This window comes from Desulfuromonas sp. TF (genome assembly GCF_000472285.1).
In the GTDB taxonomy this organism is placed as follows: domain Bacteria; phylum Desulfobacterota; class Desulfuromonadia; order Desulfuromonadales; family ATBO01; genus ATBO01.
In genome coordinates this window covers 202801-228950 of sequence record NZ_KI421424.1, presented here as the reverse complement: position 1 = coordinate 228950, position 26150 = coordinate 202801, and the positions used below count along the sequence as shown (strand labels likewise).

At 57.3% G+C, this 26150-nt stretch carries 26 protein-coding genes; 12 read left to right on the top strand and 14 right to left on the bottom strand.

Going from position 1 to position 26150, the window contains the following annotated elements; translation table 11 throughout:
- Positions 1–11 precede the first annotated feature (11 nt).
- From nuoG to rsxA, 13 genes are all read right to left on the bottom strand, one after another.
- Positions 12–2492: an NADH-quinone oxidoreductase subunit NuoG gene (nuoG, locus tag DTF_RS0117335; protein ID WP_027716349.1), complete on the bottom strand. Its 2481-nt coding sequence runs from the start codon at positions 2490–2492 to the stop codon at positions 12–14.
- Between the two features lie 65 nt (positions 2493–2557).
- Positions 2558–4339 (bottom strand): NADH-quinone oxidoreductase subunit NuoF, encoded by a 1782-nt coding sequence (gene nuoF / locus DTF_RS0117330; RefSeq protein ID WP_027716348.1) that lies wholly within the window; start codon positions 4337–4339, stop codon positions 2558–2560.
- 44 nt (positions 4340–4383) lie between these two features.
- Positions 4384–4881 (bottom strand): NAD(P)H-dependent oxidoreductase subunit E, encoded by a 498-nt coding sequence (gene nuoE, locus DTF_RS0117325; protein ID WP_027716347.1) that lies wholly within the window; start codon positions 4879–4881, stop codon positions 4384–4386.
- A gap of 27 nt (positions 4882–4908) precedes the next feature.
- Positions 4909–6087 carry an NADH dehydrogenase (quinone) subunit D gene (gene nuoD, locus DTF_RS0117320; RefSeq protein ID WP_027716346.1) on the bottom strand — a complete coding sequence of 393 codons (1179 nt, stop codon included), beginning with the start codon at positions 6085–6087 and terminating at the stop codon, positions 4909–4911.
- A 38-nt stretch (positions 6088–6125) separates the two neighbouring features.
- A complete protein-coding gene (locus DTF_RS0117315) occupies positions 6126–6608 on the bottom strand; it encodes an NADH-quinone oxidoreductase subunit C (RefSeq protein ID WP_027716345.1) in 483 nt (160 codons plus the stop codon).
- 39 nt (positions 6609–6647) lie between these two features.
- Positions 6648–7157: an NADH-quinone oxidoreductase subunit B gene (locus DTF_RS0117310; protein ID WP_027716344.1), complete on the bottom strand. Its 510-nt coding sequence runs from the start codon at positions 7155–7157 to the stop codon at positions 6648–6650.
- Positions 7148–7504: an NADH-quinone oxidoreductase subunit A gene (locus tag DTF_RS0117305; protein ID WP_027716343.1), complete on the bottom strand. Its 357-nt coding sequence runs from the start codon at positions 7502–7504 to the stop codon at positions 7148–7150. The genes DTF_RS0117310 and DTF_RS0117305 overlap by 10 nt, the downstream gene beginning before the upstream one ends.
- Positions 7505–7889: 385 nt before the next feature.
- The gene (rsxE, locus tag DTF_RS0117300) at positions 7890–8480 is read right to left on the bottom strand and encodes an electron transport complex subunit RsxE (RefSeq protein ID WP_027716342.1); all 591 of its coding nucleotides are present in this window, start codon (positions 8478–8480) and stop codon (positions 7890–7892) included.
- Entirely contained in the window at positions 8477–9079 is a 603-nt protein-coding gene (locus tag DTF_RS0117295) for an RnfABCDGE type electron transport complex subunit G (protein ID WP_027716341.1), read from the bottom strand. Before DTF_RS0117295 ends, rsxE begins: the two co-directional genes overlap by 4 nt.
- 1 nt (position 9080) lies before the next feature.
- Positions 9081–10070: an RnfABCDGE type electron transport complex subunit D gene (locus tag DTF_RS0117290; RefSeq protein WP_027716340.1), complete on the bottom strand. Its 990-nt coding sequence runs from the start codon at positions 10068–10070 to the stop codon at positions 9081–9083.
- A 1-nt stretch (position 10071) separates the two neighbouring features.
- Positions 10072–11388 (bottom strand): electron transport complex subunit RsxC, encoded by a 1317-nt coding sequence (gene rsxC / locus DTF_RS0117285; RefSeq protein ID WP_027716339.1) that lies wholly within the window; start codon positions 11386–11388, stop codon positions 10072–10074.
- Positions 11389–11456: 68 nt separating this feature from the next.
- On the bottom strand, positions 11457–12302 hold the full coding sequence (locus tag DTF_RS24225; protein ID WP_035057799.1) for an RnfABCDGE type electron transport complex subunit B: 846 nt from the start codon (positions 12300–12302) through the stop codon (positions 11457–11459).
- A 95-nt stretch (positions 12303–12397) separates the two neighbouring features.
- Positions 12398–12979: an electron transport complex subunit RsxA gene (gene rsxA, locus DTF_RS0117275; RefSeq protein ID WP_027716338.1), complete on the bottom strand. Its 582-nt coding sequence runs from the start codon at positions 12977–12979 to the stop codon at positions 12398–12400.
- Positions 12980–13206: 227 nt separating this feature from the next.
- On the opposite strand from rsxA, the gene hemL reads away from it, so the two are divergent.
- From hemL to DTF_RS26700, 4 genes are all read left to right on the top strand, one after another.
- The gene (hemL, locus tag DTF_RS0117270) at positions 13207–14490 is read left to right on the top strand and encodes a glutamate-1-semialdehyde 2,1-aminomutase (RefSeq protein WP_027716337.1); all 1284 of its coding nucleotides are present in this window, start codon (positions 13207–13209) and stop codon (positions 14488–14490) included.
- A gap of 107 nt (positions 14491–14597) precedes the next feature.
- Entirely contained in the window at positions 14598–15848 is a 1251-nt protein-coding gene (locus DTF_RS0117265) for a DUF898 family protein (protein ID WP_027716336.1), read from the top strand.
- Entirely contained in the window at positions 15848–16888 is a 1041-nt protein-coding gene (locus DTF_RS0117260) for a M48 family metallopeptidase (RefSeq protein ID WP_027716335.1), read from the top strand. The genes DTF_RS0117265 and DTF_RS0117260 overlap by 1 nt, the downstream gene beginning before the upstream one ends.
- Before the next feature lie 78 nt (positions 16889–16966).
- Entirely contained in the window at positions 16967–17446 is a 480-nt protein-coding gene (locus tag DTF_RS26700; RefSeq protein ID WP_155890861.1) for a hypothetical protein, read from the top strand.
- Between the two features lie 968 nt (positions 17447–18414).
- Here DTF_RS26700 and DTF_RS0117250 read toward each other — a convergent pair.
- A complete protein-coding gene (locus DTF_RS0117250; RefSeq protein ID WP_035057794.1) occupies positions 18415–19164 on the bottom strand; it encodes a hypothetical protein in 750 nt (249 codons plus the stop codon).
- 285 nt (positions 19165–19449) lie between these two features.
- On the opposite strand from DTF_RS0117250, the gene DTF_RS0117245 reads away from it, so the two are divergent.
- From DTF_RS0117245 to DTF_RS25750, 8 genes are all read left to right on the top strand, one after another.
- Positions 19450–20193 carry an RNA methyltransferase gene (locus DTF_RS0117245; RefSeq protein ID WP_027716333.1) on the top strand — a complete coding sequence of 248 codons (744 nt, stop codon included), beginning with the start codon at positions 19450–19452 and terminating at the stop codon, positions 20191–20193.
- A gap of 101 nt (positions 20194–20294) precedes the next feature.
- Positions 20295–20552 carry an AtpZ/AtpI family protein gene (locus DTF_RS0117240; RefSeq protein ID WP_027716332.1) on the top strand — a complete coding sequence of 86 codons (258 nt, stop codon included), beginning with the start codon at positions 20295–20297 and terminating at the stop codon, positions 20550–20552.
- Positions 20536–20901 carry an ATP synthase subunit I gene (locus DTF_RS0117235; RefSeq protein ID WP_027716331.1) on the top strand — a complete coding sequence of 122 codons (366 nt, stop codon included), beginning with the start codon at positions 20536–20538 and terminating at the stop codon, positions 20899–20901. Before DTF_RS0117240 ends, DTF_RS0117235 begins: the two co-directional genes overlap by 17 nt.
- Positions 20902–20922: 21 nt before the next feature.
- Positions 20923–21597: a F0F1 ATP synthase subunit A gene (gene atpB, locus DTF_RS0117230; protein WP_027716330.1), complete on the top strand. Its 675-nt coding sequence runs from the start codon at positions 20923–20925 to the stop codon at positions 21595–21597.
- Positions 21598–21665: 68 nt separating this feature from the next.
- A complete protein-coding gene (gene atpE / locus DTF_RS0117225; protein ID WP_027716329.1) occupies positions 21666–21932 on the top strand; it encodes an ATP synthase F0 subunit C in 267 nt (88 codons plus the stop codon).
- Positions 21933–22271: 339 nt separating this feature from the next.
- The gene (locus DTF_RS0117215) at positions 22272–24125 is read left to right on the top strand and encodes a cytochrome c3 family protein (RefSeq protein WP_027716328.1); all 1854 of its coding nucleotides are present in this window, start codon (positions 22272–22274) and stop codon (positions 24123–24125) included.
- 57 nt (positions 24126–24182) lie between these two features.
- The gene (locus DTF_RS0117210) at positions 24183–24410 is read left to right on the top strand and encodes a hypothetical protein (protein ID WP_027716327.1); all 228 of its coding nucleotides are present in this window, start codon (positions 24183–24185) and stop codon (positions 24408–24410) included.
- 258 nt (positions 24411–24668) lie between these two features.
- Entirely contained in the window at positions 24669–25835 is a 1167-nt protein-coding gene (locus DTF_RS25750) for a cytochrome c3 family protein (protein WP_051361426.1), read from the top strand.
- Positions 25836–26150: the final 315 nt, after the last annotated feature.

The window sequence follows — 26150 nt, the reverse complement described above, 5'->3', positions numbered from 1 at the left end:
TGAATGGCGAACTACTTGCTCAGCTGAACTGCAACGGCAGTTTGCCCTTTGTACAGGCGGTTGATGCCGGCTCCTCCGAAATGATAGGGAGCAAAGAGAACTCCCTTCGGAAGCCGGGTCCCGATCCTGGCCTTGAGCTTGATCTCGGCACCGTTCCCCTTTACGGTAAGCAGATCGCCTTCATTGACCTTCAGCGCCGAAGCATCCTCGCGGGCCAGTTCGATATAGGGTTCGGAAACCACGGCCATGGGCCCTTTGGCCCGGGTCGAAACGGTGCCGCTGTGGTAGAGGGCGCTGCCCGTCACCAGAGTGAAAGGGCCCTCGGAAGCCTTGCCGCCGGCGGCGGGAAGAACCTTTTTTCTGGCTGGAGCCAGAGTCTCACCCCCCCAGACAATCCCCTTCGGACCGATGGAATCAAAGGAGATGCCGGCATACTCGGGAATCGAGGCGGTGATCTCGGTGAAAACTGCGGCCGGTCCCGTATACTTGACAGGGCTGCCGCAACGGGCGGCCAGCATCTCGAAAATAGCGAAATCGGACTTTGCGTCCCCCGGAGAGGGAATGCCCCGCCGCACCCTCTGCAGACGGCGTTCGGCATTGGTGAAGGTTCCATCCTTCTCGGCAAAGGAGACGGCGGGAAGGACCACGTCTGCCTTTTCGGCGGTGGGAGTCAGAAAAATATCCTGAACCACCACAAAGGACGCTTTTTCGAGAGCAGCTTCAACCTGGTCCCGGTCCGGATAAGAGGAAAGGGGATCCTCGCCGACGACATAAAGAGCGGATAGGTCTCCTGCGGCAGCGGCCTTCAGCATCCCTTGGGCGCCTAGTGCTCCCCCTGCGGGAAGGATGCCCAGATCGACGGCCCCCTGGCTGTTGGCCTTTTCCCCGCAGATGTACAGCCCGCTCCCTTGCCGCCCGGCACTGCCGGTGAGAATGGCCAGGTTCGCGGCGGCGATCCCCAGTTCGCGGCTGGCGCCCGTATAGGGCAGACCATAGGCGAGAAGGATGGCGCTCTTTTTAGCGGCAGCCAGCTTGCGGGCGGCCTCTCTGATCGCATCGGCCGCAACGCCAGTCTGCTTGGCAACTATTTCAGGGGTGTAATCCGTCAGCGAGATCTTGAATTCGGCGCTTCCATCGACGCCGTCGATCACCGCCAAATTCTCCTCCAGCAGGGTTTGGGCCATGGCATTGAGCACGTTGACTTCAAGCCCGGGTGCATTGAGCAGGGTCTGGGCATTCGGCAGCTTGGTGAATTTGCCCTTCTTATCGGAGACCACCAGGAGCTTGGCGCCGTGGCGCTTGACAGCCTGATTGACCACCATGCCGAAGACCGGATGGGTCTCGTAGAAATCGGAGCGAATGGCGAGAATGACGTCGCACTCTTCCACCTGGGGGAAGGTTGCGGTGGAGGCGGTTACCCCGAGGGTCTCCTTGAGACCTTCTGTGAGCCCTTTGTAGCACTCCCCCCCGGAATGGTCGAGATTTCCGGTTCCCAAGGTCTGTGCCAGATTCTTCAGAAGGAAAAGCTCCTCGTTGGTCAGGCGCGCCCCTGAAAGAATGCCCAGGCCTTTTTCCGTTCTGGCTTTGCCGAAGCCATCGACGACGGCATCAATGGCTTCCTTCCAGTCGACCTCCACCAGCTGTCCATCCTTACGCAACAGCGGCTTGGTCAGGCGATCTCCGCTGTTGACGTAGGAATAGCCGAAACGCCCGCGGATGCACAGGTTGCCGTCATTGACCCCGGTTTTGTCGTTGAAGCGGATGGTCTCGACCTTGTCGCCCAGAACACCGAGGGTGACGGTGCAGCCGTTGCCGCAGTAACCGCAGACCGAGTCTACCTCCTTGAGCTGCCAGGGGCGGGCCTTGAACTTGAAGGGACGCGGGAGGATGGCGCCAACCGGGCACATGGAGACGCACTGGCCGCAGAATTCGCAGTTGAGGCCCCGGTCGAAGGCGGTGGCGATCTTCGATTCAAAACCTCGGTTGATGAAAGAATAGGACCCATAAGCGACGATTTCATCGCAGACCCGGGCGCACTTGCCGCAGAGCACGCAACGGTTCATGTTGCGTTCGATCAACGGATTGATCTCATCGGTCGGCAGGGCGAACTTTTCACCCTCGAAGCGGTTGGTGCTGAGTCCGAATTCGTAGGTCAGGTCCTGCAGGTCGCACTCGCCTCCCTTGTCGCAGACGGGACATTCGATCACGTGGTTGACCAGCAGAAATTCAAGAACCGTCTTGCGCACCTTGACGATTTCAGGTGTCGAAGTTGTCACCACCATCCCTTCGGTAACAGGGGTGGTGCAGGAGGGGATCAGGCGTCCTTTCATCTGCTCTACTTCCACCAGGCAGACCCGGCAGGCGCCGTAGGGGAGCAGTTTCTTGGCATAGCAGAGAACCGGAATGTGGATGCCGGCCTCTTGGGCCGCCTCGTAAATGGTAGCCGTCTTGCCAACCTTGACCTGTTTACCGTCAATCGTAAGATTTACCATCTCAACCTCGTATCACAGGAAGTGAGGCGCGAAATGTGAGGGGATGCCTCACTCCTCACGGGGATTTACTCGATTGCCATGAAGCGGCAGGCATCGTAACAGGAGGTGCACTTGGTGCATTTCTCCTTATCGATGATCGCCACCCCGCCTTTTTCCCAAGTAACGGCGTCCACCGGACAGATTTTGAAGCACAGGCCGCATTTTTTACAGGCGCCTTCCACCACTTCGAACTTGAGAAGATCCTTGCAGGAATTGGAAGGGCAACGCTTTTCCTTGATGTGCGCCTCATACTCGTGGCGGAAGTATCGAAGCGTGGAGAGGACAGGATTCGGGGCGGTCTGACCGAGTCCGCAGAGGGAACTCTTCTTGATGTCGTAGGCCATGTCCTCGAGTGTTTCCAGGTCTCCTTCGCGACCCTCGCCCTTGGTGATCCGCTCGAGTATCTCGAGCATGATCTTAAGACCGATCCGGCAGGGGATGCATTTGCCGCAGGATTCGACCCGGGTGAAGTTCAGGAAGAAGCGGGCGATATCGACCATGCAGGTCGTCTCGTCCATGACCACCAGTCCGCCGGATCCCATCATGGCGCCGGCCTTGATCAGGGAATCGTAGTCGACTTCCGCGTTCAGTGCGGCCTCGGGCAGACAGCCGCCGGAGGGTCCGCCGGCCTGAACCGCCTTGAATTTACGATTGTTCAGGATGCCGCCGCAGACGTCGTAGATGACCTCTTTCATGGTGGTGCCGGCGGGAACCTCGACAAGACCGGTATGTTTGACTTTTCCGGTGAGGGCGAAGATCTTGGTCCCTTTTGTCCCTTCGGTGCCGATAGAGCTGTACCAGTCGGCGCCGTTATAGAAGATGTAGGAGACGTTGGCGAAGGTCTCGACGTTGTTGATGTTGGTCGGGTAGCCCCACAGGCCCCGCACCGCCGGAAAGGGGGGTCGGGGGCGGCTCATACCGCGGTGCCCCTCGATGGAGGCCATCAGCGCCGTCTCTTCGCCACAGACGAAGGCCCCGGCGCCGGCCTTGATGCGGAGGTCGAAGTCAAAGCCCAGACCCATGCAGTTTTTGCCGAGGAAACCCTTCTCGTAACAGGTATCGATGGCCATCTGCAGCCGCTTGATGGCCAGGGGATACTCGGCGCGAACATAGACATACCCGAAGGTGCAGCCGATGGCATAGGCACCGATCATCATCCCTTCGATGAGGCCGTAGGGGTCGCCTTCGAGGATGGAACGGTCCATGAAGGCCCCTGGGTCCCCTTCGTCGGCGTTGCAGATCAGGTACTTGGTCTTACCGGGGGAAGCGGCGCAAAAGGACCATTTGACACCGGTGGGGAAGCCGCCGCCCCCCCGGCCGCGCAGACCGGAACGCTTGACCTCGTCGATGACCTCGGCCTGAGTCATGGTCACGGCCTTCTTGATCCCGGTGAATCCATTGTGAGCGAGGAAGTCGTCGAGGCTTTCGGCGTTGACCGTGCCGCAGCGGGAGAAGATAATCCGCTGCTGCTTCTCGAGAAACTTGGCGTAGTACGGACCGGCCTTCTTCTTCGCGATCGGCTCGTTGGCGAGGACGTGCTCCTCGACAATCTGCGGAACCAGCTCGGGAGTGACGAAATCGTAGGTCACGGCCTCCTGGCCGGGAAGAACGATATCGACCAGCACGTCATTGGCGCAGAGTCCGCGGCAGCCGGTGCCGACCACTTCGCAGCGCTTGCCGACCTTGGCTTCCACGCCCTGCCTGGCGAACTCATCCTCGAAAGCCTTGGCGACCGCGGCGGCCCCGGAGGCCAGGCCTCCGGTACCCTGGCAGATCAGAACTTTTATGTTTTCAGCGTTTGCGGCCATATCAATCTATCCCCGCTCGATGATAGTTAAAGAGAGTCCCAGACCTATTCCATGGCCTTGTATTTCGCAATGACCTCATCCATCTTCTGCACCGACATGCTGCCGTAGGTCGCATCGTTGACCATGATGACCGGCGCCATTCCACAGGCGCCGATGCAGGCCACGTATTCAGCAGTGAACTTGAGATCCTCGGTCGTCTCCGCGTGGGTGATCCCGAGGCGCTCCTCAAGGGTCCCGGCGATTCGCCCAGCGCCCTTGACGTGACAGGCGGTTCCCATGCAGACGCGGACAATATACTTGCCGCGAGGCTTCAGGTGGAACTGGGCATAAAAGGTCAGAACCCCGTAGATCTGACTCGGGTACACGTTCAGCCGCTCGGCAACCAGGGGCACGGTCGGCTCAGGGACATAGCCGTAAAATTCCTGAATTCCCTGAAGGACCGGCATCAGGGCGCCCTTCATATCGAGATATTTGTCGATGACCTGGTTGGCCCCGGCCAGATCGATTTCCTGCTCCTGTACGTTTTCCGCAGCGTTGCTCATGAGATACCTCTCTCGTCCCGTGAACGGTTAGCGGTCGATTTCGCCGAGGACGATGTCCAGGGTGCCGATTACCGCCACAGCGTCAGCGATCAAGCTCCCCTCCACCATCTGGGGAAGGGCCTGCAGGTTGACGAAGGAGGGCGGCCGGATCTTCATCCGGTAGGGTTTGGCCGAACCGTCCGAAATAATGTAATAGCCGAGAATCCCCTTGGGCGCCTCAATCTCCTGATAGACCTCGCCGGGCTCGGGTTTGAACCCCTCGGTGATGATCTTGAATTGATGGATCAGTCCCTCGATGGTATTGACCACGTCTTTTTTCGGGGGAAGGCAGACCTTGGGGGCGTCGGCCAGAATCGGTCCGGGTTTGAGGCTGTCAAGGGCCTGTCGGAGAATCCGGCAGGACTGACGCATCTCGGTCAGCCTTACGAGATAGCGGGCCCAGGTGTCACACTCGGTGCTGGTCGGCACCTCGAAATCGTACTTCTCATAGCCGCTGTAGGGATTGTCCCTGCGCAGGTCGAGATCGACACCCGAACCACGCAGGGCGGGACCGGTCAATCCGATATTGATGGCATCCTCGGCGCTGATCACGCCGACTCCCTGGGTACGCTTCTGCCAGATCTTGTTGCCGGTGAGCAGCCCCTCATAAGTGTCGACATGTCCGGGCATTTCATCGACGAAGTCGCGGATCTTCTTTTCGAGCCCATCGGGAAAATCGTCCGAAAGGCCGCCGACACGGAAGTAATTGGAGGTCATGCGGGCCCCGGAAACCTGCTCGTAGATATCCATGACGTTTTCCCTCTCGCGGAAGCAATAGAGAAAAACCGTCATGGCGCCGATGTCCAGTGCGTGGCAGGCCAGCCAGACCAGGTGGCTCTTCAAACGGGTCAACTCCGCCATGATCACGCGGATCGTCTGAGCCCGCTCGGGAATGGCGTCTGTGAGACCCAGAAGCTTCTCCACCGCAAGGACATAACCGAGATTATTGCTCATAGGCGCGAGATAATCGAGACGGTCGGTCAGGGGAAGGGTCTGGTGGTAAGTGCGATACTCGGAGAGCTTTTCCACGCCTCGGTGCAGAAAACCGATATGGGGGGTGGCCTTGACGATCACCTCGCCGTCGAGCTCGAGGACCAGGCGCAACACCCCGTGGGTCGAAGGGTGCTGGGGCCCCATGTTTACCGTCATTACTTCGGTCATAGCCATAATATCCTCTTCTATAGAAAAGGTGATTTCCTGAAAATTTAGGAAAGACGCCCCTGATACGGTTCGCGATCAGGCCCCTGCAGCGGATAATCCTTGCGCAACGGATGCCCTTCCCAGTCATCGGGCATGAGAATCCGGCGCAGGTCGGGATGATTGTTGAAAACGATTCCCATCAGATCCCAGCATTCGCGCTCATGCCAGTTGGCGGTGGCCCAGATTCCGCTGACCGTATCGATCCTGGGATCCTTCTCTTCCACAGGAGCCTTAAGGCGCAGGCGCTCCTTTGTGGAGATATTGAAGAGGTGATAGACCACCATGAACCGGGGAGCCCGACCGAGGTAATCGACACCGCACACGTCGCTGAGCAGATTGTACCCCAGCTCCTTCTTCGCAAAGGCGCAGATGGCGACTATGTCCTCTTTTTTGACCGTGACGGTTGTTTCCCCCCGAAACTCGGTGACATCCAGAACGGAACCGGAGAATTTCTCCTTGAGTTTGCCGACGGCAGCATTTTCAGTCATATCGTAATTCCTATCTCGTTTTCCGATTACCGACCGGCATTAAGCCTCGTTGACCACTTCGCCGAACCCGAGGGCGGCGCCGAAAGAATTGCGTTCCTTCATGATCTTCTCCTGAAGCTTGCCAAGACCATAGAGCAGTCCCTCGGGCCGGGGAGGACAGCCGGGGATATACACGTCCACCGGCAAGGTCTCGTCAATCCCCTGTGCCACACTGTAGGTGTCGAAAATCCCACCCGAGCAGGCACAGGCGCCCATGGCGATGACATACCTTGGTTCGGGCATCTGTTCATAAACGGTCTTGATGGCGGGGAGCATTTTCTTGGTCACCGTTCCGGCGATAATGATGCAGTCGGCCTGGCGGGGGGAGGCGCGGAACAGCACCCCCAGCCGGTCGAGGTCGAAGCGGGCGGCGCCGGTCGCCATCATCTCGATGGCGCAGCAGGCCAGACCGAAGGTCATCGGCCACAGGGATCTGGACCGGGACCAGTTGACCAGCTTATCCAGACTGGTGAGAATGACATTATTTCCCAGCGGTTGCTCTACTCCCATTCCAGCGCTCCTTTTTTCCAAACGTAAACATAACCGACGAGGAGGATGACGATGAATACTCCCATTTCGATGAAGCCGAACATCCCGAGACGCTTGAACATCACCGCCCAAGGGTAGAGGAAGACCGCTTCTATATCGAAGAGAATAAAGAGCATGGCGACAATGTAGAACTTGACGGAAACCCGCTCCCGGGCCGTCCCCACCGGCGGCATGCCGCATTCGTAGGGAGCCAGCTTGACGGCGGTCGGCTTTTTCATCCCCACCAGCCTGGACATGACGACGGAACCCACGGCGAAAGCAAAGGCGATGGCGACGAGGACGAGTATCGGCAGATAACTCTCTAGCATGAAACAGCTCCTCCCAACAAATGTTTATCTTTCACTACTTAAACGGGCGGCGCTCACGGATTCGCCGCCGAGCAAGTTAAGACAATTCACATACGTTGTCAAGGGAAAAATACAGTATACTGTATACACTCAAGAGCAATAGAACGGTGTTTTATCAAGGGGTTAGCCAGGCGGCCCGGGGGCTTATCGACAGCCGTCGGCCAGGATCCTTCAGGACGAGGGACGCAGTGGCAGACGGTTCGGCGGAAGACAGGATTAAACGCGGCGCAGGTATCAGGTATTCGCACGAATCAATGAAGGGAAAATACCATCACCGAATTTTTATTCCCAGAAAAAAACGATCATTCAGGCAAAAGAAAGGAAAGGTTTTCCTGAGAAGCATAACCTAGCGCTGCGACTCCAGACGGTTCATCCCGGCCAGGAGAAAGCCAAGAGTGATAAATGCGCCGGGGGGCAGAATCATCAGCAGGAAAGGGACGTACCCGCCGCCGAAGAGGGAGAGCCCCAGAATGCTGCCGGAGCCGAAAATCTCCCGCACGGCTCCGAGGACGAACAGGGCCAGGGTAAAGCCCAGGCCCATGCCGGCTCCGTCGGCGATCGACGGGAGGGCCGGTTTTTTCGAGGCGAAGGCCTCGGCGCGACCCAGGATCAGACAGTTGACCACGATCAGAGGTATAAAAATACCCAGGGCCTGGTACAGATCATACACCCAGGCCTCCATTGAGAGTTGCACCACGGTGACGAACGAGGCGATGATGACGATGAAGGCTGGGATGCGCACCTTGGCCGGAATCAGCCGGCGCATCAATGACACCACGATGTTGGAGCACAGAAGCACGAAGGTAGTGGCCAGCCCCATTCCCAAGCCGTTCTCGGCGCTGGTAGTCACCGCCAGCGTCGGACACAGCCCGAGCAGCAGGCGAAAGACGGCATTCTCCTTGAGGAGTCCCTTGCTGAATTCCCTGGCCATGTTCATGGCTGCACCTCCTGCGAAACAATCTCCTGACGGTGTTCGCCGAAAAACTCGAGCCCATTTTTAACCGCCCCGACCACCGCCCGCGGCGAGATGGTGGCGCCGGTGATCTGGTCAAAGTCGCCGCCGTCCTTCTTCACCCGCCAGTCGACACTGCCGAGATTCTGCCCTTTGAACTGGCCCTTGAATCCCTCATGAGCGATCTTATCGCCGAGCCCCGGCGTCTCGGCGTGGCTGAGGATCTCAATACCGCTTACCGTCCCTTTCTCGTCGACCCCCACCATGATTTCTATGTTGCCGCTGTAGCCGTCGGGAGCCACCACTTTGAAGGCTACCCCGGCCAGACTTCCTTCGTAGCGGCCTCGGTAGAAGGTGCGCTCGACGTCCCGCCCCTTCCTGTCCTTGCCAGCCACCAGCGAGACAGTGTCGGTGTCGGGGGCATTGTCGATGGGCGGCAGCACGGCCTTGAGAGCCTTGAGTGTCTGCAGGCGACGCTGCTCGGCGATGGGCTCGCGGGTCACCGTCTCCACCAGGGACAGGATCAGCCCGGCGCCGGCGGCGATCAGGGTCAGAACGAGAACGAGACGGGCAATGTCTTTCATGCTAGGCTTTCTCCGGCACGTAGCCGAACTTGGTCGGCTTGGTGTAGCGGTCGATCAGGGGAGTAGCGGCGTTCATGAGCAGGATGGCGAAGGAGACTCCTTCGGGGTAGCCGCCAAAGAGGCGGATGAGCACAGTGAGAACTCCGCAGCCGATTCCAAATACAACCATCCCGCGATTGGTCACCGGCGAGGTGACCATATCGGTGGCCATATAGAAAACCCCCAGAATCAGGCCGCCGGTCAGAAGGTGAAAGAGCGGGTCGGGATATTTCTCCGGGTGGATCGCCCAGAAGATTCCCGACAGCGCCGCCACTGTGCCCAAAAAAGAGAAGGGAATGTGCCAGGTAAGAATCCGCTTCCAGAAGAGGTAGGCCGCTCCGAGGAGCAGAGCCAGAGCGGAGACCTCCCCGAGACTGCCGGCCATATAACCGATGAAGTAGTCGCCGAGACCGTTCTGCATCGTTTCGGGCAGTTTTCCGGTGAGCATCACCGCGGTCTTCCATTCCCCGAGGGGGGTGGCGGTGGTAACGGCGTCGAGGCCGGAGCCGATCGGCGCCGGGTTCGTCCATGTGGTCATCTGCACGGGAAAGGAGATCAGCAGAACCACGCGAGCCACCAAAGCCGGGTTGAAGGGATTGTAGCCGAGCCCGCCATAAACCTGCTTGGCCACGGCGATAGCTACCACCGCCCCGAGCAGGGCGAGCCACCAGGGGGCCGACGGAGGCAGGTTGAGGGCCAGCAGCACCCCGGTCAAGGCAGCGCTGCCATCCTTTATCGTCAGAGGCTGCCCCATCATCTTCTGGCAAAGCGCCTCAGCGCCGATGCAGCCGAAGGTGCACAGGAGCAGGATCGTGAACGCGGGCAGGCCGAAGAAGTACACGGAAACGGCGCAGGCCGGCAGCAGGGCATAGATCACAGCCCGCATCACTTTGTCGGTGGTTTCGCCCGAGTGGATGTGGGGCGACGATGAAAGATAAGGCTGTTTCTCCACGTCAGATCTTCCTTCTCTTGGCCAGGATGGCGGCCTTGGCATAGCGGATCGCCTGCACCAGCGGCAGGGAGGCAGGGCAGGTGTAGGTGCAGCAGCCGCACTCGATGCAGTCCATAGCGTTGAACGCTTCGGCTTCATCAATCATATCGAGACGGGCATAAGCGGCGATGGTGGTGGGCATGATCCGCGCCGGGCACACACGCACGCAGCGGCCGCAGCGGATGCAGGGGCCTTCGGGACGGGCGTCTACGTCCGATTCACCCAGCAGCAGCACTCCGGAGGTGCCGCGCACGGCGGGGACATCGAGTGAGAGCTGGGTCTGCCCCATCATCGGTCCGCCCATGATGATCTTGGCCGGATCCAGCGTAACACCGCCGCAGAACCCAACCATGTGAGAAAGTAGGGTGCCGATGCGCACCCGCAGGTTTTTGGGCTCGGCGACGCAGGGCCCGGTGACAGTGGCGATGCGCTCAATCAGGGGAAGGCCCAGTCGCACGGCATCGGATACGGCGGCGGCGGTGCCGACGTTCTGCACCACCACGCTCACGTCCATGGGCAGTCCGCCGGAAGGGACCTCACGGCCGGTCGCGGCCAGGATGAGCTGTTTCTCGGCCCCTTGCGGGTATTTGACCTCCAGAGGGACAACCTCTATTCCCTTGCCGGCGCAGGCCTTTTCCATGACGGCGATGGCGTCGGGCTTGTTGGCCTCGATGCCGATCAGAACTGTTTTAACCCCAAGGGCCTTTTTGAGGATGGCGACACCGTCGAGGACCCGTTCTGTCTGCTCGAGCATCAGCCGATGGTCGGCGGTGAGAAACGGCTCGCACTCGACGCCGTTGAGAACGAGGGTGTCGATGGTCTTCCCTTCGGGTGGGGAGAGCTTGACATGGGTGGGAAACGTGGCCCCACCCAGCCCCACGATCCCGGCGGTGCGGATGCGCTCGCGGATTTCGTCAGGGGTAAGTTCTTCGGGATCGGCTTCCAGCAGTCCATCGACCCAGGCGTCTTCACCGTCGGGCCTGATGACCACGGCGGACAGTGCCTTGCCGGCGGGGTGGGGGCGAGGCTCCACGGCGATCACTTCACCGGAGGTGGAGGCGTGCACCGGCACGGAGACAAAGCCCTTGGACTGCCCGATCACCTGCCCCTTCTTCACCGCATCGCCCTTGGCAACGCAGGCCTCAGCCGGCGCACCGATGTGTTGGGACAGGGGGATGACGAGCTCTTCGGGCAGCGGACAGGTTTCGATGGCCTTATGAGCGGAATACGCTTTGCTGTCAGGCGGATGCAGCCCGCCGGGGAATGTCTTGAGTTTCATTGGTAATTCTTCTTATCTAAAAGATGCTCAAGGTCTGGGAATCAAGGTCAAAGCTTAAAATTCTTTCGTCAGGCGGCCACGCCTTTTACCGGCACCGTCGGTGGGGCAAAGGTGCTGCCCTGGGGGTAGCCGTCGGTGAAGTCGCGGATGCACTTGGTGGGGCACTTCTCCACGGCGGCGGTGGCCTGTTCGTGATGCTCGTAGACCACCCTGGCCAGGAAATCCTCAATGACGTAGGCCTCTGGAGACGTCTTCTTGCAGATCTGGCAGGCGATGCAGCCCACCTGGCAATACTTGCGCACCGCCGCCCCCTTGTCGCGGCTGTTGCACAGCACGTGGACGGTGGCGTCCAGAGGCCGCATAACGATCACCTGACGCGGGCAGACCGCCACGCACTTTCTGCAGCCGGTGCACTTCTGGCGGCTGATCACCGCCAGCCCTTCGCCGGTGATCTCGATGGCATCGAAGGGGCAGACACGGGCGCAGGTCCCCAGCCCCAGGCAACCGCCGGGGCACTCCTTGGGCCCGTCGGCGATTTTCTGGGCGGCGTTGCAGTCGTGCACGCCGAGGTAGCGGTACTTGGCTTTGGCCAGGGCGTTATCCCCCTGGCACAGCACCACCGCTACCTGCGGGTCGGCCGAGACGGCCGCCACCCCCATGAGGTGAGCGATCTTCTCCAGAACGTCCTTGCCGCCCGGGGTGCACAGATTGGGAGACGCTTGCCCTGAGGCGACCGCCTTGGCGTAGCCGGCGCAGCCGGGATACCCGCAGGCGCCGCAATTGGCCCCGGGCATCACTTCCAGAAGGGCCAGCTCCCGCGGATCGACCTCCACGGCGAATTTCTTGGCTGCAAATCCCAGTGCCACCGCGGCCGCAAAGCCGATGCCGCCCAGACTTAAAACTGCTTCTACCATACAACCCTCTTAAAAGCGGAAGACGGAGGACTGAGGACGGAAGACGGCAAAAACCTCTTTTCTGTCCTCCGTCTTCTGTCCTCTGTCCTCAGAATTTAACCTTTTACCAGTCCCGCAAACCCCATGAACGCCAGCGACAGCAGACCGGCGGTGACAAAGGCGATGGCCGCTCCGCGGAAGCTTTTGGGCACAGGACACAGATCGATGCGCTCGCGCAAGCCGGCGAAGAGAATCAGCGCCAGGGTGAAGCCCAGGGCGGCGCCGATGGCGAAGATTACCCCTTCGAGAAATCCGTACCCCTTCTGGATGTTGAGTACCGCCAGACCGAGCACTGCGCAGTTGGTTGTGATCAGCGGCAGAAAGATTCCCAGCGACTGGTACAGGACCGGGCTGGCCTTCTGGATCACCATCTCCACCAGCTGCACCAGCGAGGCGATCACCAGAATGAAGGCGATGGTCTGCAGGTACTCGATGCCGAAGGGAATCAGCACGTAATACTGGATAAACCAGGTCACCACCGTGGCCACGGTCATCACGAAGGTCACTGCCATCCCCATGCCGAGGGCCGTCTCCACCTTCTTGGACACCCCCATGAAGGGGCAGATCCCCAGAAAGCGGGCCAGCACGAAGTTGTTGACGAAGATGGCGCTTATAAGTATTAAAAGTAGCTCTACCATTGCAAACCGTTCCTTGATTCCTTAAATTGGCCTGGCAAATTTCTCCCTTATAAACCAGCCGTATACCCTCTGTCAAACCTTTCCTGGGGATTTATCCCATCACCTCGAATCGGCCGGTCTTTGCAAGCTCTCGTTCTTGACAGTTGAGCAGAGGCTGTGCTAAGGAGACGGGAGACTTTCTTACGTCTTATTGATCACCCATAACTAATTAATAAAAAGAGGACATCATGAATCACAGCAGATCCGCGGCACTCTTCGCCGAAGCTAAGAAAGTCATTCCCGGCGGGGTCAACAGTCCGGTAAGAGCCTTCAAATCGGTGGGATGCGATCCCATCTTCATCTCCCGGGCCGAAGGTTCTAGGATATACGATACCGACGGAAACGCCTACCTCGACTACGTCGGTTCCTGGGGACCGATGATCCTCGGCCACTGCCACCCGAAAGTGGTGGAGGCGATCCAGGAGGCCGCCAGGAGCGGAGCCTCCTTCGGCGCCCCGACCGAAAAGGAGATCATTCTTGCGGAGATGGTCTGCGAGGCCTATCCCAACATCCAAAAGGTGCGCATGGTCTCATCCGGCACCGAAGCTACCATGAGCGCCATCCGACTGGCCCGCGGCTATACAGGCCGGGACAAAATCCTCAAATTCGACGGCTGCTATCACGGTCATGCCGACTCCCTTCTGGTCAAGGCCGGCAGCGGCGCCGCCACCTTCGGCGTCCCCACTTCGCCGGGGGTGCCCGCCGATTTCGCAAAGCATACCCTTACGGCCACCTACAATGATTTGACCGAGGTCAAGGCTCTGATCGCCGCCAATAAAGGTGAAATCGCCTGCATCATTCTCGAGCCGATCGCCGGCAACATGGGCTGCGTCGCCCCTCGCCCCGGATTTTTGGAGGGACTGCGCGAGATCTGCACCGCCGAAGGCATCCTTCTCATCATCGACGAGGTGATGACCGGCTTCCGCGTCGCCTACGGCGGAGCCCAGGAGCGCTTCGGCGTGCGCGGCGACCTGGTCTGTCTCGGCAAGATCATCGGCGGCGGACTCCCCGTCGGCGCTTTCGGCGGCAGACGCGAGATCATGGAAAAACTCTCCCCCGAGGGGGGAATTTATCAGGCCGGAACCCTCTCCGGAAATCCCCTGGCCATGAGCGCCGGCATCGCCACCTTGAGCCTGCTCAAGGAAGAGGGCTTCTATGACGGCATCGAAAAGAAGAGTGCCTATCTCGAGAAGGGCCTGAGGGAGGCCGCTGCCGAGACGGACGTTCCCACCTCCTTTCAACGGGTGGGAGGCATGTTCTGCACCTATTTCCAGGCCGAGGAGGTCTTCTCCTTCGCCGACGTCAAGCCGGAGGCGCCGCAGATCTTCGGCCGATTCTTTCGCGCCATGCTCGAAGAGGGGATCAACCTTGCTCCCAGTCAGTACGAAGCCGGCTTCATGAGTGCCGCCCATTCCACGGACGATCTCGATAAGACGATCGAGGCCGCCCGCAAGGCCCTGAAGAGTCTGTAGGATTTGGTCTTTTCCCGAAGCCCGGTTCTCCACGAGAGGCCGGGCTTTTTGCTTGCCGCCCATGGGGGCCGCTTGAAGTATTGCAGAGGTAGATAAGGAGGGGCACAATGAACGGACTCAGCATCACCTGCCCGCAATGCGGTTTCAGCAGGACCGTGGATATGCAGAGGATCCCCGCCCGTGCCGTGCGGGCCGTCTGCCCCCGGTGCCGGCAGGGGTTTTCATTTGACCGGGACGATGGCCGCGGTGATCAGGCACCGAAGACAGCCGCGACATCCGCCGAAGCCGTCCCTCCGCCTCCGGCCCTTCTTCCCGCACCCCCTTTAGAAACCGCCTCGCTGCGGCGCATCCCCTTCGTTTTCACAGGCAATGCCCGGGAATATTTCGGCATTTGGATCGTCAACACCTTGCTGAAGATTGTCTCCCTTGGCCTCTATTCCCCTTGGGCAAAGGTGCGGAAACGGAAATATTTCTACGGCAACACTCTGCTCGATGACGCTCATTTCGATTACCTCGCCGATCCGCTCGCCCTGCTCAAAGGGTGGCTTATCGGGGCGGGCCTGTTTATCCTCTACTCCGTGGGAACTCGCTTCAGCCCTGTCCTGAGCGGGGCACTCGGGATTCTTTTCTTTCTCGTCCTGCCCTGGCTGGTCGTGCGTTCGCGCCTTTTCAACAACCGCAACTCGTCCCACCGCAATATCCGGTTCAATTTCACCCCCTCCTATCGCGAGGCGTACACGGCTTTTGCCTGGCTTCCCCTGATGACTCCCTTCACCCTGGGTGCGATTGTTCCCTACACGGTCTATCGGCAGAAGCGGTTTCTGATGGAACACAATTCTTTCGGTCTCACTCCTTTTGCCTTCGACGCCCGGAGCGGGGATTTCTATCTGGTGTTCGTCAGGGCTTTCGGACTCCTGCTGCTTTTGGGAGGACTCTCCTTCGCCTCAGCCTCGGTTCTTCTGCCGGTTCTCAATACTCGGGTTGCCTCTGCGGCGGCCATTTTGCCTGCGTTTCTGCCCTTTCTTCTCATGGCCGGATACCTCTTCCTCGGACTGTACGTCTATGTACGCCTGACCAACCTGACCTGGAACGGCACCCGCATCAGCAGCCATCGTTTCGTCAGCTCCCTGAGGGTTCGCGACATGGCCTGGCTCTTTGCCTCCAACGCCCTTGCCGTGGCCCTTTCGGCCGGACTGCTCGTTCCCTGGGCTACGGTGCGCCTTGCCCGGTACCGTCTGGGCCATCTCGCCATCGAAACCTGCGGCGAACTCGACCTTTTCCGTGCCGACAATATAGGTGAAGTCGGCGCCACGGGTGAGGAAATCGGCGACATCTTCGGCGTGGATATAGGGATCTGATGGAAACTGAGGCCTTTTACTACGACGGGGAAAGCTCAGCCCGCAGCAAAGTCTCCCTAGTTCTGGCCGGGGACAATCTGCACCTGCGCGGAGCGGACCTCGACCTTTATTTCCCTCTGGCCGAAATCAGGATTTCACCGCCGCTGGCATCTGTACGCCGCTCGCTCTACCTCCCCGATGGAGCGGTTTGCGAAATCGCCGGCGGTTCCTTCGCCGCCAGCTTGGAGCATCGGCAGGGGAAAGGTTCCTTCTTCAGCAGCCTGCACCGATGGGAAATGAACCTGAAGCGGGCCTTCGCCGCCCTGGCGGCAACCATCTCGGTACTCGGGCTCTTCATCCATTTCGGCTTGCCGATACTGGCAAAACGGGCGGCCTTTGCCATACCGCCTGCGACCGAGGCATCCCTGGGAATCGAGACGCTGCACATCCTCGACCGAACCCTATTCGAACCGACGAACCTTGCCGAGAATCGGCAGAACGAACTCAGGGCGCTTTTCGCCGCCATCGGCACCGGCCTCGATGACTCAGACCGCGCCTTCGCCCTCATGTTCCGCCGTTCGCGGCACCTGGGCGCCAATGCCCTGGCCTTGCCCGGCGGGACGGTGGTCCTCACCGACGAACTGGAGAAACTGGCCGAACACGATGAAGAGATCATCGCCGTACTCGCCCACGAGATAGGGCATGTCCGTAATCGACATGCCCTGCGTCAGGTCATTCAGAGTTCGACCACAGGCCTGATCGTCGCCACCCTCACCGGTGACGTTTTTTCCGCTACCTCCCTGGCCGCAGCCCTGCCGACGATGCTGGCGGACGCCAGCTTTTCCCGCAACATGGAACGAGAAGCCGACGATTTCGCCGCAGCCTACCTGCAGCAGGAAGGGATACCGCTCGATCGTTTCGCCGCCATACTCCTTCGACTTCAGGAAAGCCGCGGCGGAGCCTCAGAGCACGAAGACCAGGGGGCAGGCATCACTGATTACCTCTCGACACATCCGGCAACGGCTGAGCGCATCGAGAGATTGGGACTGGACGGGTATTGAACGTTCTTTGAAGCGATCGGTATCCTGGCATGACTTAAAAGCCCGGCTTCTCCCTGCGAGAACCGGACTTCGTGCCTGGTGGTTGACGCCGAAGGCGACCGTCAGCCATCAGCCGGCGAGTCTGACAAGCCTGAGCAGCGTCTGCCTGTCGATCTCCTTCTGCCTCTGATGCATTTCATAAAGTGTCACAATGAGTTCAGCTTTTTTATTCGCTTTGAGGTGAAGCCCCAACTCTTCTCCCCCCTGCTCGACCATTTCGATCACGAGGCGCAGAAGATCTTTATTGAGGACTCCATTCCTCATCTCTTCCCCTTGCCGTCCGTAGATCTCCCCTTCCTCGCAGATAAGCCAGTTCGCATTTATCCCTTCCCTTGCCGCCCATTCGAGAACAAGTGGGCGGAGGGTATTCCTTTTTTTCCGATTGCTGAAATCCTGGGGGGACAACCCGAGCAGAAAAGCGAGGTCTTTTTCGCTTTTCAAGGATTTCAAAAGCTTGATGCGTTCGAGTATCGCGTCGGCTTCCATATCGGAATTCACTTTTCGTTTATTGTAAGTTGACATTATACACTTAACGTTTACAATTGAGGCGTCGGAGAATTCCGGATTTCTTAAAAATATTTTTCTTTCTAACAAGGTTTCGTACAGGTTTCAATGACAAAATCCGCGGATCCGGCTCCACCCGCAGGTTCTGAACTCGTCCGAAACCACGGAGAAACTGACCAGTCGGCAGGGAGAAGCTGTTTGAAAGCGGGGAGGGGGACTTATGCGTCTGGTTTGTGCCTGGTGCCAAAAAGATATTTCGATGGAAAATTCTTCAGGAGAAATTTCACAGGACATCTCCTATGGAATCTGCCCGACATGTCGCGCCCGTTTTTTTCCGGGCTCAACTGAGTCACCACCTCCACCGGAACGAGAAAGAGGCGGCTTGAACTGAAAAATCGAGGGCTTGACGCGCTATCGAGGCTGCCTGAATCTGCCGCTCCGGCGCCCCATGGAAAGAAAAAACCCAATCAGTGGTTTCTTCGTCCATGGGCCCGCGATAACGGATGCCTTTCACCGGGGAACCTCAAAAACTTTCGTGCTGCGCAAGGACTTGCAACTTTTCATCTTTTTGTTAAGGTTCAGCTAAGGATTAAACTCTGGCGAGAGGGGATTCAACGTGTTGACCGATCTCTATCTTTATACTGAGTGCCCGGACTGCAAAAGGAGAATACGGCATTACGTCAAAAGTCTGTCGTTGAAAAATATTTCTCACTGTCCGAAGTGCGGCGCCAAAATAGAAACAACTTTAAACACACTGGTCAAGGCGTTGCTCAAACTTGAGTCCGCCTCCGGTGACTTTCGGACTCATCTTTAGACCTCCAATCTCTTTTTTGATCGGGAGCGATGAAGCCGGCTTCCTTGATAAGCTTCCCTCCTGGAATCCCCGAAAAGCCAGGCACAATCCCTTCTTCTCCATCCACGAGACAACAACAAAGGGGAGGCCCGGAAGCCTCCCCTTTGTTGTTGTCTCTTTTTTTTCCCGATCAGAAGCGGATAAAGGCACCGCCATAGGGGCCGTCAAACGTCACGTCCAGAAAAACATCCGATTCATCGACTTCGATATCCAGATAGCGGTATCCGGCGAATATGCCGACCAGTGGAAGTGGAGAAAACTCGAGCTGAGCATCGGCATCCAGAAAGCTGTTGTGGTCGTATTCGAGATATCCGACCCGCCCCACCAGGCCGAGGAAATCGGAGATCCCAACCCGGCCTCGCAGGCCGATGGTGGGGACCGGCACACTGACCGATTCGCTCTCGCTGGCGGTGATGCTTCGCATTGAAATATCGGCCTCGACGTACTTGACCGACACCTCGGGACCGAGTTGCAGGCGGACGGGCAGGTCGTCGAAGTTCAGCAGGTACCATGTGAGTCCGACATCGTAGAGGTCGATGTCCACGTCGCTGTCGACGGTGCCGACAAAAGGTTGACCGTTGAAGATGATGCCCGTTGTGCTTCCACTTCCGGAAAACTTCAACGGCAGATAACCTGCCGTCAGCCGGAAGGAACCGAGCTGCACGGCGGCTTCGGCCATGAACTCCTCGCTGTCGTCGAATCCAAGGTCGTCTTCCATATCGACCTTGGTGCCGACCCCGCCGCTGAAGACCGCGAATTCCCCTTCCGGGCTAAGGGACAGGTAGCCGGCCTTGAAGGAAATCATTTCGTCGGCCATGACAGGGACAACTGACAGAGCGAAGAACATCAGCATCGAAAACACAATGATTGAAACACGCATGAATATACCTCCTGTAAAAGTTGTCTTGACCCAGCATGCAAGCAGCAGGCCTATTCGTCCGATCCAACAGCGGCGTGCCTGGACGATCTGAGCACCTGCGCATATTGGAGGGGAAATCCAAATCCCCGCCATCTGCCCCTCCAGAGATGACAATAATTGCCAGCCACCCAGAAACCTGCCTCAATGAGTGAACAGAATCGTGAATCAACGTCAAAAGCTTGGTCAATTCCGCTCTTTTGCGGTAATGTTCCATCTTTAATCCATGATCTAAAAGGAAGCCCCGCGATGAGCATTCCCTCCCTGAGCGATGTGACCGTTATCCTGGTGGAGCCGCAGAGTCCTGGAAACATCGGCATGGTCTGTCGGGCCATGGCGAATTTCGGCGCCGCCGATCTGCGCCTGGTCAATCCCTGTCATCACCTTCACCCCGAGGCTCGCAAATTCGCCGTCGGCGCGAGCTCACTTCTGGGTTCGGCCAGCATCTTTCCCGATCTGCCCTCGGCGGTCTCCGATCTGCACATGACCATTGCAACCACCAGGCGCAGAGGCCGATTGCGCGGAAAACTGCTCGACATCAGCGCGGTTCCGGCTCTGCGCTCCGAGCTTCCTCCAGCCGCCAGGATGGGGCTGGTCTTCGGCCGAGAGGATGCAGGGCTGACCAGCGAAGAAACGGCCTTGTGTTCCCATGCCGCAACGGTAAACACCAGCGCTGAAATCGGTTCCCTCAATCTCGCCCAGGCAGTCCTCCTTTTCCTTTATGAACTTGCCCGACAACCCCTGACGACCTCTCATCTGCGGGAGATCGCCGAGCAGGGTGAAGTCGAACCTCTGTTCGAGCAGATGGAATCGGTGCTGACTCGGATCGCCTTCTTAAATTCAAAACGCCCCGAAAATGTGATGACTCCTCTGCGCCATATTCTCCGGCGGGCAGAACTCAATCGCCATGAGGTGCGGCTGCTGAGAGGCATGTGGAGTCAGCTGGCCTGGAGCATCCGGGACTGGCGCGGCCGCAAACGGGGAGAAGATTGATCCGGACCGCAAAAGACCGAGAAACCGGTTGACATCCAACTTACCCCTGTGCTATTTAACCTTGGTTTTAACATCCAACTGTATGCTGTATACAAAACTCCATGGCCGAGGACAGGCGCCAGCTTATTAAATCACTGGGTTTCTTATCCAGTGTCGGGATTTCCATGGTTGCCTCGACGCTCATCGGGCTGGGCATGGGGTATTATCTCGACAAATGGTTGGGGACGTCACCCTGGCTGACCCTCGTTTTTCTGGGATTCGGGGTGGTTTCCGGTTTTCGCAATATATATATTCTGACCGAGCGTGAACTCAAGCGCCAAGAGAAGGAAAATCAAAAAGACGGTGAAGGACAAGGATGAACAACTGCTGGAGGAACTTTCCCGCCGCAACTGGATCATCCTGGCCTTACTTGTCCTGCTGAGCCTGCTCTGGCGTTCCGTCGATGTGACGCTGGGAGTGCTGTCCGGAGGATTGCTGGCCATTATCGGATATCTCTGGCTGCATCGCTCCCTGCAGCTGACCTTGTCCGAAGCATCGCAATATACCGCGCGAGGTTTTAAGTTCAGCTACCTGGTCCGGCTCGGCGCCCTGACCGCGGCGCTTTTTCTGCTCATTGCCCTGGCGAAGGTTCATCCCATCGCCCTGTCGGCGGGACTCTCGGTAGTTGTTATCAACATCCTCTGGATCACATTAAAAAGATCGTTCTGAACGAGGAGGCAGTAATCCATTATGATTCATCCCTTTCTTATCCTGCAGTGGCTCGAAGAAAAGTTGCACCTTCACCTCGGCGAACACGTAACCTACACCTGGTTCGTGATGATCGTCCTCATCCTCCTGGCTTTTGCCGCCTCACGGGCAGTCAAGGAGGTTCCTTCCGGGTTGCAGAACTTCATGGAAGTGGTTGTCGGAGGCGTGGAAAATCTTATTGAGGAGACTATGGGGCCCAAGGGAAAAGCCTATTTCCCCCTCATCGCCAGCTTTGCCCTGTTCATCCTGGTTTCCAACCTGATCGCCCTGATTCCTGGTTTCTATCCCCCCACCGCCAACCTCAACACCAATGCCGCACTGGCCCTCACGGTCTTCGCCATGACCCACATCATAGGATTCAAGGAGCACGGATTCTCCTATCTGAAGCATTTCATGGGGCCGATCCTGGTGCTGGCCCCCCTGATGTTCATCATCGAAATCATCGGCCATCTGGCTCGGCCCCTTTCCCTGTCCCTGCGTCTCTTCGGGAACATGTACGGGCATGAAATCGTCCTGATGATCTTCTTTGCCCTGGTACCGTTCCTGCTGCCGGTACCGATGATGCTGATGGGCGTGCTGGTCGCCTGCATCCAGACCTTCGTCTTTACCCTGCTGGCCATGATCTACATCGCCGGCGCCCTGGAAGAAGCTCACTGATTTCGCCCACGGCGAAATTTAAGTCCTATATCGTATAGGAAAAACAACCCACAGGAAGGAGAAGTCACATGGAATTTTTTGCTTGGTGTATGATCGCTGCCGGATTCGGCATGGCCATCGGTTCCTTCGGTACCGGCCTCGGCCAGGGCCTCGCCATTAAGAGCGCCGTCGAGGGTGTTGCCCGCAATCCCGGCGCCAGCGGTAAGATCCTGACCACGATGATGATCGGTCTGGCTATGATCGAGTCCCTGGCCATCTACGTTTTCGTCGTGTGCATGATCATCCTCTTCGCCAATCCCTTCACCGCTCAGGTGGTTGAACTGGCCGCGAAGTAAGAACAGCCGAAATCAAATGAAAAAAAAGGCGTATCCTTTGAGGATTCGCCTTTTTCATTAGCCAGCGACTTAGAACACTACGTGATTTGACCCTTTTAATCCCTGTTGTTTGACGTGATTTCACGGTCCTTATCCCCCTGCATCTTTTCTGGGTTAATCTCTTTTCCCATCGACACTCCCCCTACCCCCTTTTCATCCCATACTTGTCCAGCTCCCTTCCTACCTTTCAAATCCAATACCTCCCTCATAGCCTGATGGTTTAGTTTTTGCATTCCTTAATTTATGCATGCTAATTGTGTAATTCATAAAAAGACACATTGCACTCGAGGAGAAACAACTATGCTGTCTAGCCCGCTTCGAATGATTCCCATCGTCCTTTTATTGCTTTTCCTGGCCGCCACCGCTTTCGCAGATGCCCATTTGGCGCTTGATTCAGCAAGCTGTCTGCAATGCCACGACGACACCGTGTCCGTCGAGGAGATGGCGTCTTCCGTCCATGGCCAGAATTCCTGCAACAGCTGTCATGTGGAAGTCACCGACCTGGACGAGCACATGGCCGGCGAGATCGAAATCCAGCAGGTTAAATGTGTTCGCTGCCATAAGAAGGAAGCAGCCGAACATTATGCCAGCATCCACATGCTGAACGATGTCGGCTGCGCCGATTGTCACAGCCAAATTCATTCGGCAACCTACTGGCAGAATGACAAGCGCAAGGTGGTTGAAACCTGCGCGCAATGTCACGATGTCGAAGAGAATTACCTGAATTCAGTCCATGGTCGGGCGGTCATGTCCGGGAATGGAGATTCGGCAGCTTGCAACGACTGTCACAACCTCCACGAAATCAAGGCCCTTGGGGATCCCAACTCCTTTGAAAATCGAGACTTCCATACCAAGGTATGCCTCACGTGCCACGCCAATGAAGAGATGATGGCACGCAATAGTGTCTTCAATGTTGCCGTTGGCACCTATATGGAGAGTTATCACGGGAAAAACTACCATCTCGGCTTCCCTGAAAAGGTGGCGGGTTGCGCCGATTGCCACTCTTCCCATTCGGTCCTGCCGAAATCCGATCCGAATTCGAGCGTGAACGACAGTAACCTTGTAGCGACTTGTTCCCAGTGCCATGAGGGAGCGACCTCTCTCTTCACCCGGTATTATTCCCACGGCGAACACTCCGATCGGGACAACTATCCGATTCTTTATTGGACCTTCCTGGGCATGACCAGTCTTCTGGTCGGAACGTTCGCCGTATTCTGGATCCACACCCTCCTGTGGATGTTCCGCGGCTTTGTCGAAAATCGCGAAAGGGTGCGGGCTCTGCACGACGGCGGCATTGCCCACGCCATCCCCGAGGGCAATAAGCAGTACCTTCGCTTCAAGCCGAGGCATGTCGTCCTCCACCTCACCGTCATCATAAGCTTCCTCGGCCTTTCCCTGACCGGCTTGCCGCTCAAGTTCGCCGACGAGCAGTGGGCCAAAATCCTGATGTCCTTTTACGGGGGGACTTACAATGCCGGTCTTATTCATCGGGCTTGTGCGATCCTGACTTTTTATTATTTTTTCGGCGCCCTGGTGCTGAGCATTGATTTTCTCTTTTTACGCAAAGACATCAAAGGCAACTTCCTGCAGCGCCTCTTCGGTCCGGATTCCCTTTGTCCAAACTTCCGAGACCTGAGGGATATCACCGGAATGATAAAATGGTTCCTTTTCAAGGGACCCAAGCCGACTTTCGAGCGCTGGACCTACTGGGAGAAATTCGACTTCCTCGCTGTTTTCTGGGGGATGTTCGCCATCGGCGGTTCGGGCCTGATGCTCTGGTTCCCTGAATTCTTCGGATACTTCCTGCCAGGATGGACATTCAACGTTGCCACCATCGTGCATTCCGATGAGGCTCTGCTTGCCACCGGCTTCATATTCACCGTGCATTTTTTCAACACCCACGGAAGACCGGAGAAATTTCCGATGGATTTCGTAATCTTCAATGGACAGATTTCGAAAGAAGAATTCATCGAGGAACGCGGGGACCAGTGGCGACGCTATGAAGAGGAAGGGATTACAGAAAAGTTCGTAGCTCCACGGGTCAGCGGGGTACTTTATGATTTCGTTTTCAAGGGGTTCGGCTTTCTAGCCTTCTTCACCGGTATAGCCTGTCTGATAATGATGCTCTTCGCTTTCTTCTCCGGCAGCCACTAGCACGAACACAGGGAGGGCGCAATCCATTGCGCCCTCCCCCCTTTTTCGGGAGACAGCATGAAATACAATGGAACCGGACTCGCGGCCGCAGCCTTGGCAATCTATATCCTGGGAGGAATTGGAACCTTTGCAGGATTGGCGTTGATCGTTTTGATGAATGGACGTGAACTGGGTGGATGGGGAAGTGCCCGAAGCATAGGGTACCTGTTCTTCAGCACAGGCCTTGGATTTTCAATTCTCGCCGTCCTCCTCATGCGCATCTTCAGAAACCGGTTTACTCCTTAATCTCCAATTGTTGCTTCTTATCCGAACCCGGCCTACCTTCCTCTCTCTCCCAACTCGTTCTTACGCTCATCTCCCTATGGAAATGATGGCTAGACTCCATTTGGTTGTCATAATGTAATTAATTTTTTTTAGTTTATTTTTTACAACCATTTGATTTTGCGCTGTTTTCCTGTTGCAATCTCCTCCCGCAAAGTGTATTTTCTATCCGTTTTGTAAAAAGAGGACACAGAATAACGAATTTGCAAAGGATGGATACCCATGGCTCTAACGTTGAAGAACTTCATCAATTGGTGCAAAAGACACATCCTCCTGGTCACCCTGTTGGCCATCGGCTTCATCGTCGTTTTCGGATTCGTCAACATCCAGATCCTGCACATGACTTCAGAACCTGAGTTCTGCGCCATGTGCCATCCCAAGCACGGTTTCGGTCCGCTTGCGGAAGTCGATTCCTGGGAGCACTCAGGCCATTCGGATGCCGGGGTTTCCTGTCTCGACTGTCACGGCAGACCCGGACCCGCCGGCTACATGAAGGCCAAACTGGGAGGGCTCTACGATACGTACATGCAGTTCACCATCTCCAAGGAAGAAAAACTGGAGATCCTCGCCAATCCCAGTCCGGACCTCGTACCGATGGAACATTGCCTTTTCTGCCATTCCGATGAAGGCAATCGGGAGTATCGTGAGAAGCACAAAGGCCCGCTCGAGATCGTCGAAATGCGCCTTTTAGACAGCGTGAACAACCCCGAATTTCGCGAACGCAAAGGTCTGCCGGACATCATGACCGACACATTCGTGGGCGGCACCCATTTTGACCATTCCTTCCACATCGAGTCCTTCGACTTGACCTGCCGCGACTGTCATTTCGGAGTGGTACATCAACCGGGGACCAAAACCGAGCGGATGAATACCTGCGTCGCCTGCCATAAGGAAAACGAAGGTTCTTCCGCCCCCCTCATCGAAGATTGCGCCACCTGCCATGAAGCCCAATTGGCCATGAACGAAGGTAAGGGGGCCATGGAGGTGCAGGGCGATCCGGGGATGATGCACGCCGCCGAGGTAACCTGCCAGATGTGCCACACAGGCGTGGAAGAAGGCATCTATCGGCCCAGCTCTGCAACCTGCGTCGACTGCCATGATGGAAGCTACGTTGAAGTTTTCAATGACTGGGCCAAAACGATTGACGCCAAGGTCGACAGGCTCAGCCTCCTGCGCACCGATGCCGAAAAGGCCCTCAAGAAAGCCGACGATCTTCGTCGCGACACAGTGGAAGGCTGGGTGCTTTATGAAAAAGCGCTTCACAACCTGAACTTCGTTAAAGATGACGGAACACACGGGGTCCATAACATTGATTATGCCCAGGCCATCCTCAAGTCCGTAGAATCTGATTTCAAGCAGATACTGAAAGACCTGAACGTCAAATGGTAAAATCTGATCGCATGCAAATAAAAAAAGGCGCCCAACGAGGGCGCCTTTTTTATTTGCTGCTTGTTTCTCAAGCCATTTGTAATTAACGTCATTTAACGTTTTGCCCCGCCGAAACACGGTCCCCTTTTTCGATGGGAGAGAGAGCTCCGAAGACGTCCTGACCAGCTAGACAATCTTAGACCCGAGATAAGCAAGTGCCGGCCAAGCGATAAGAACCGCTGATATCAGGGCAAAAACCCCGACAACACCGAGAAGGGCGAGAACATAGGCGGAACTGAGAGCATCACCGAGACGACTTTGAGCTTCCATACGACA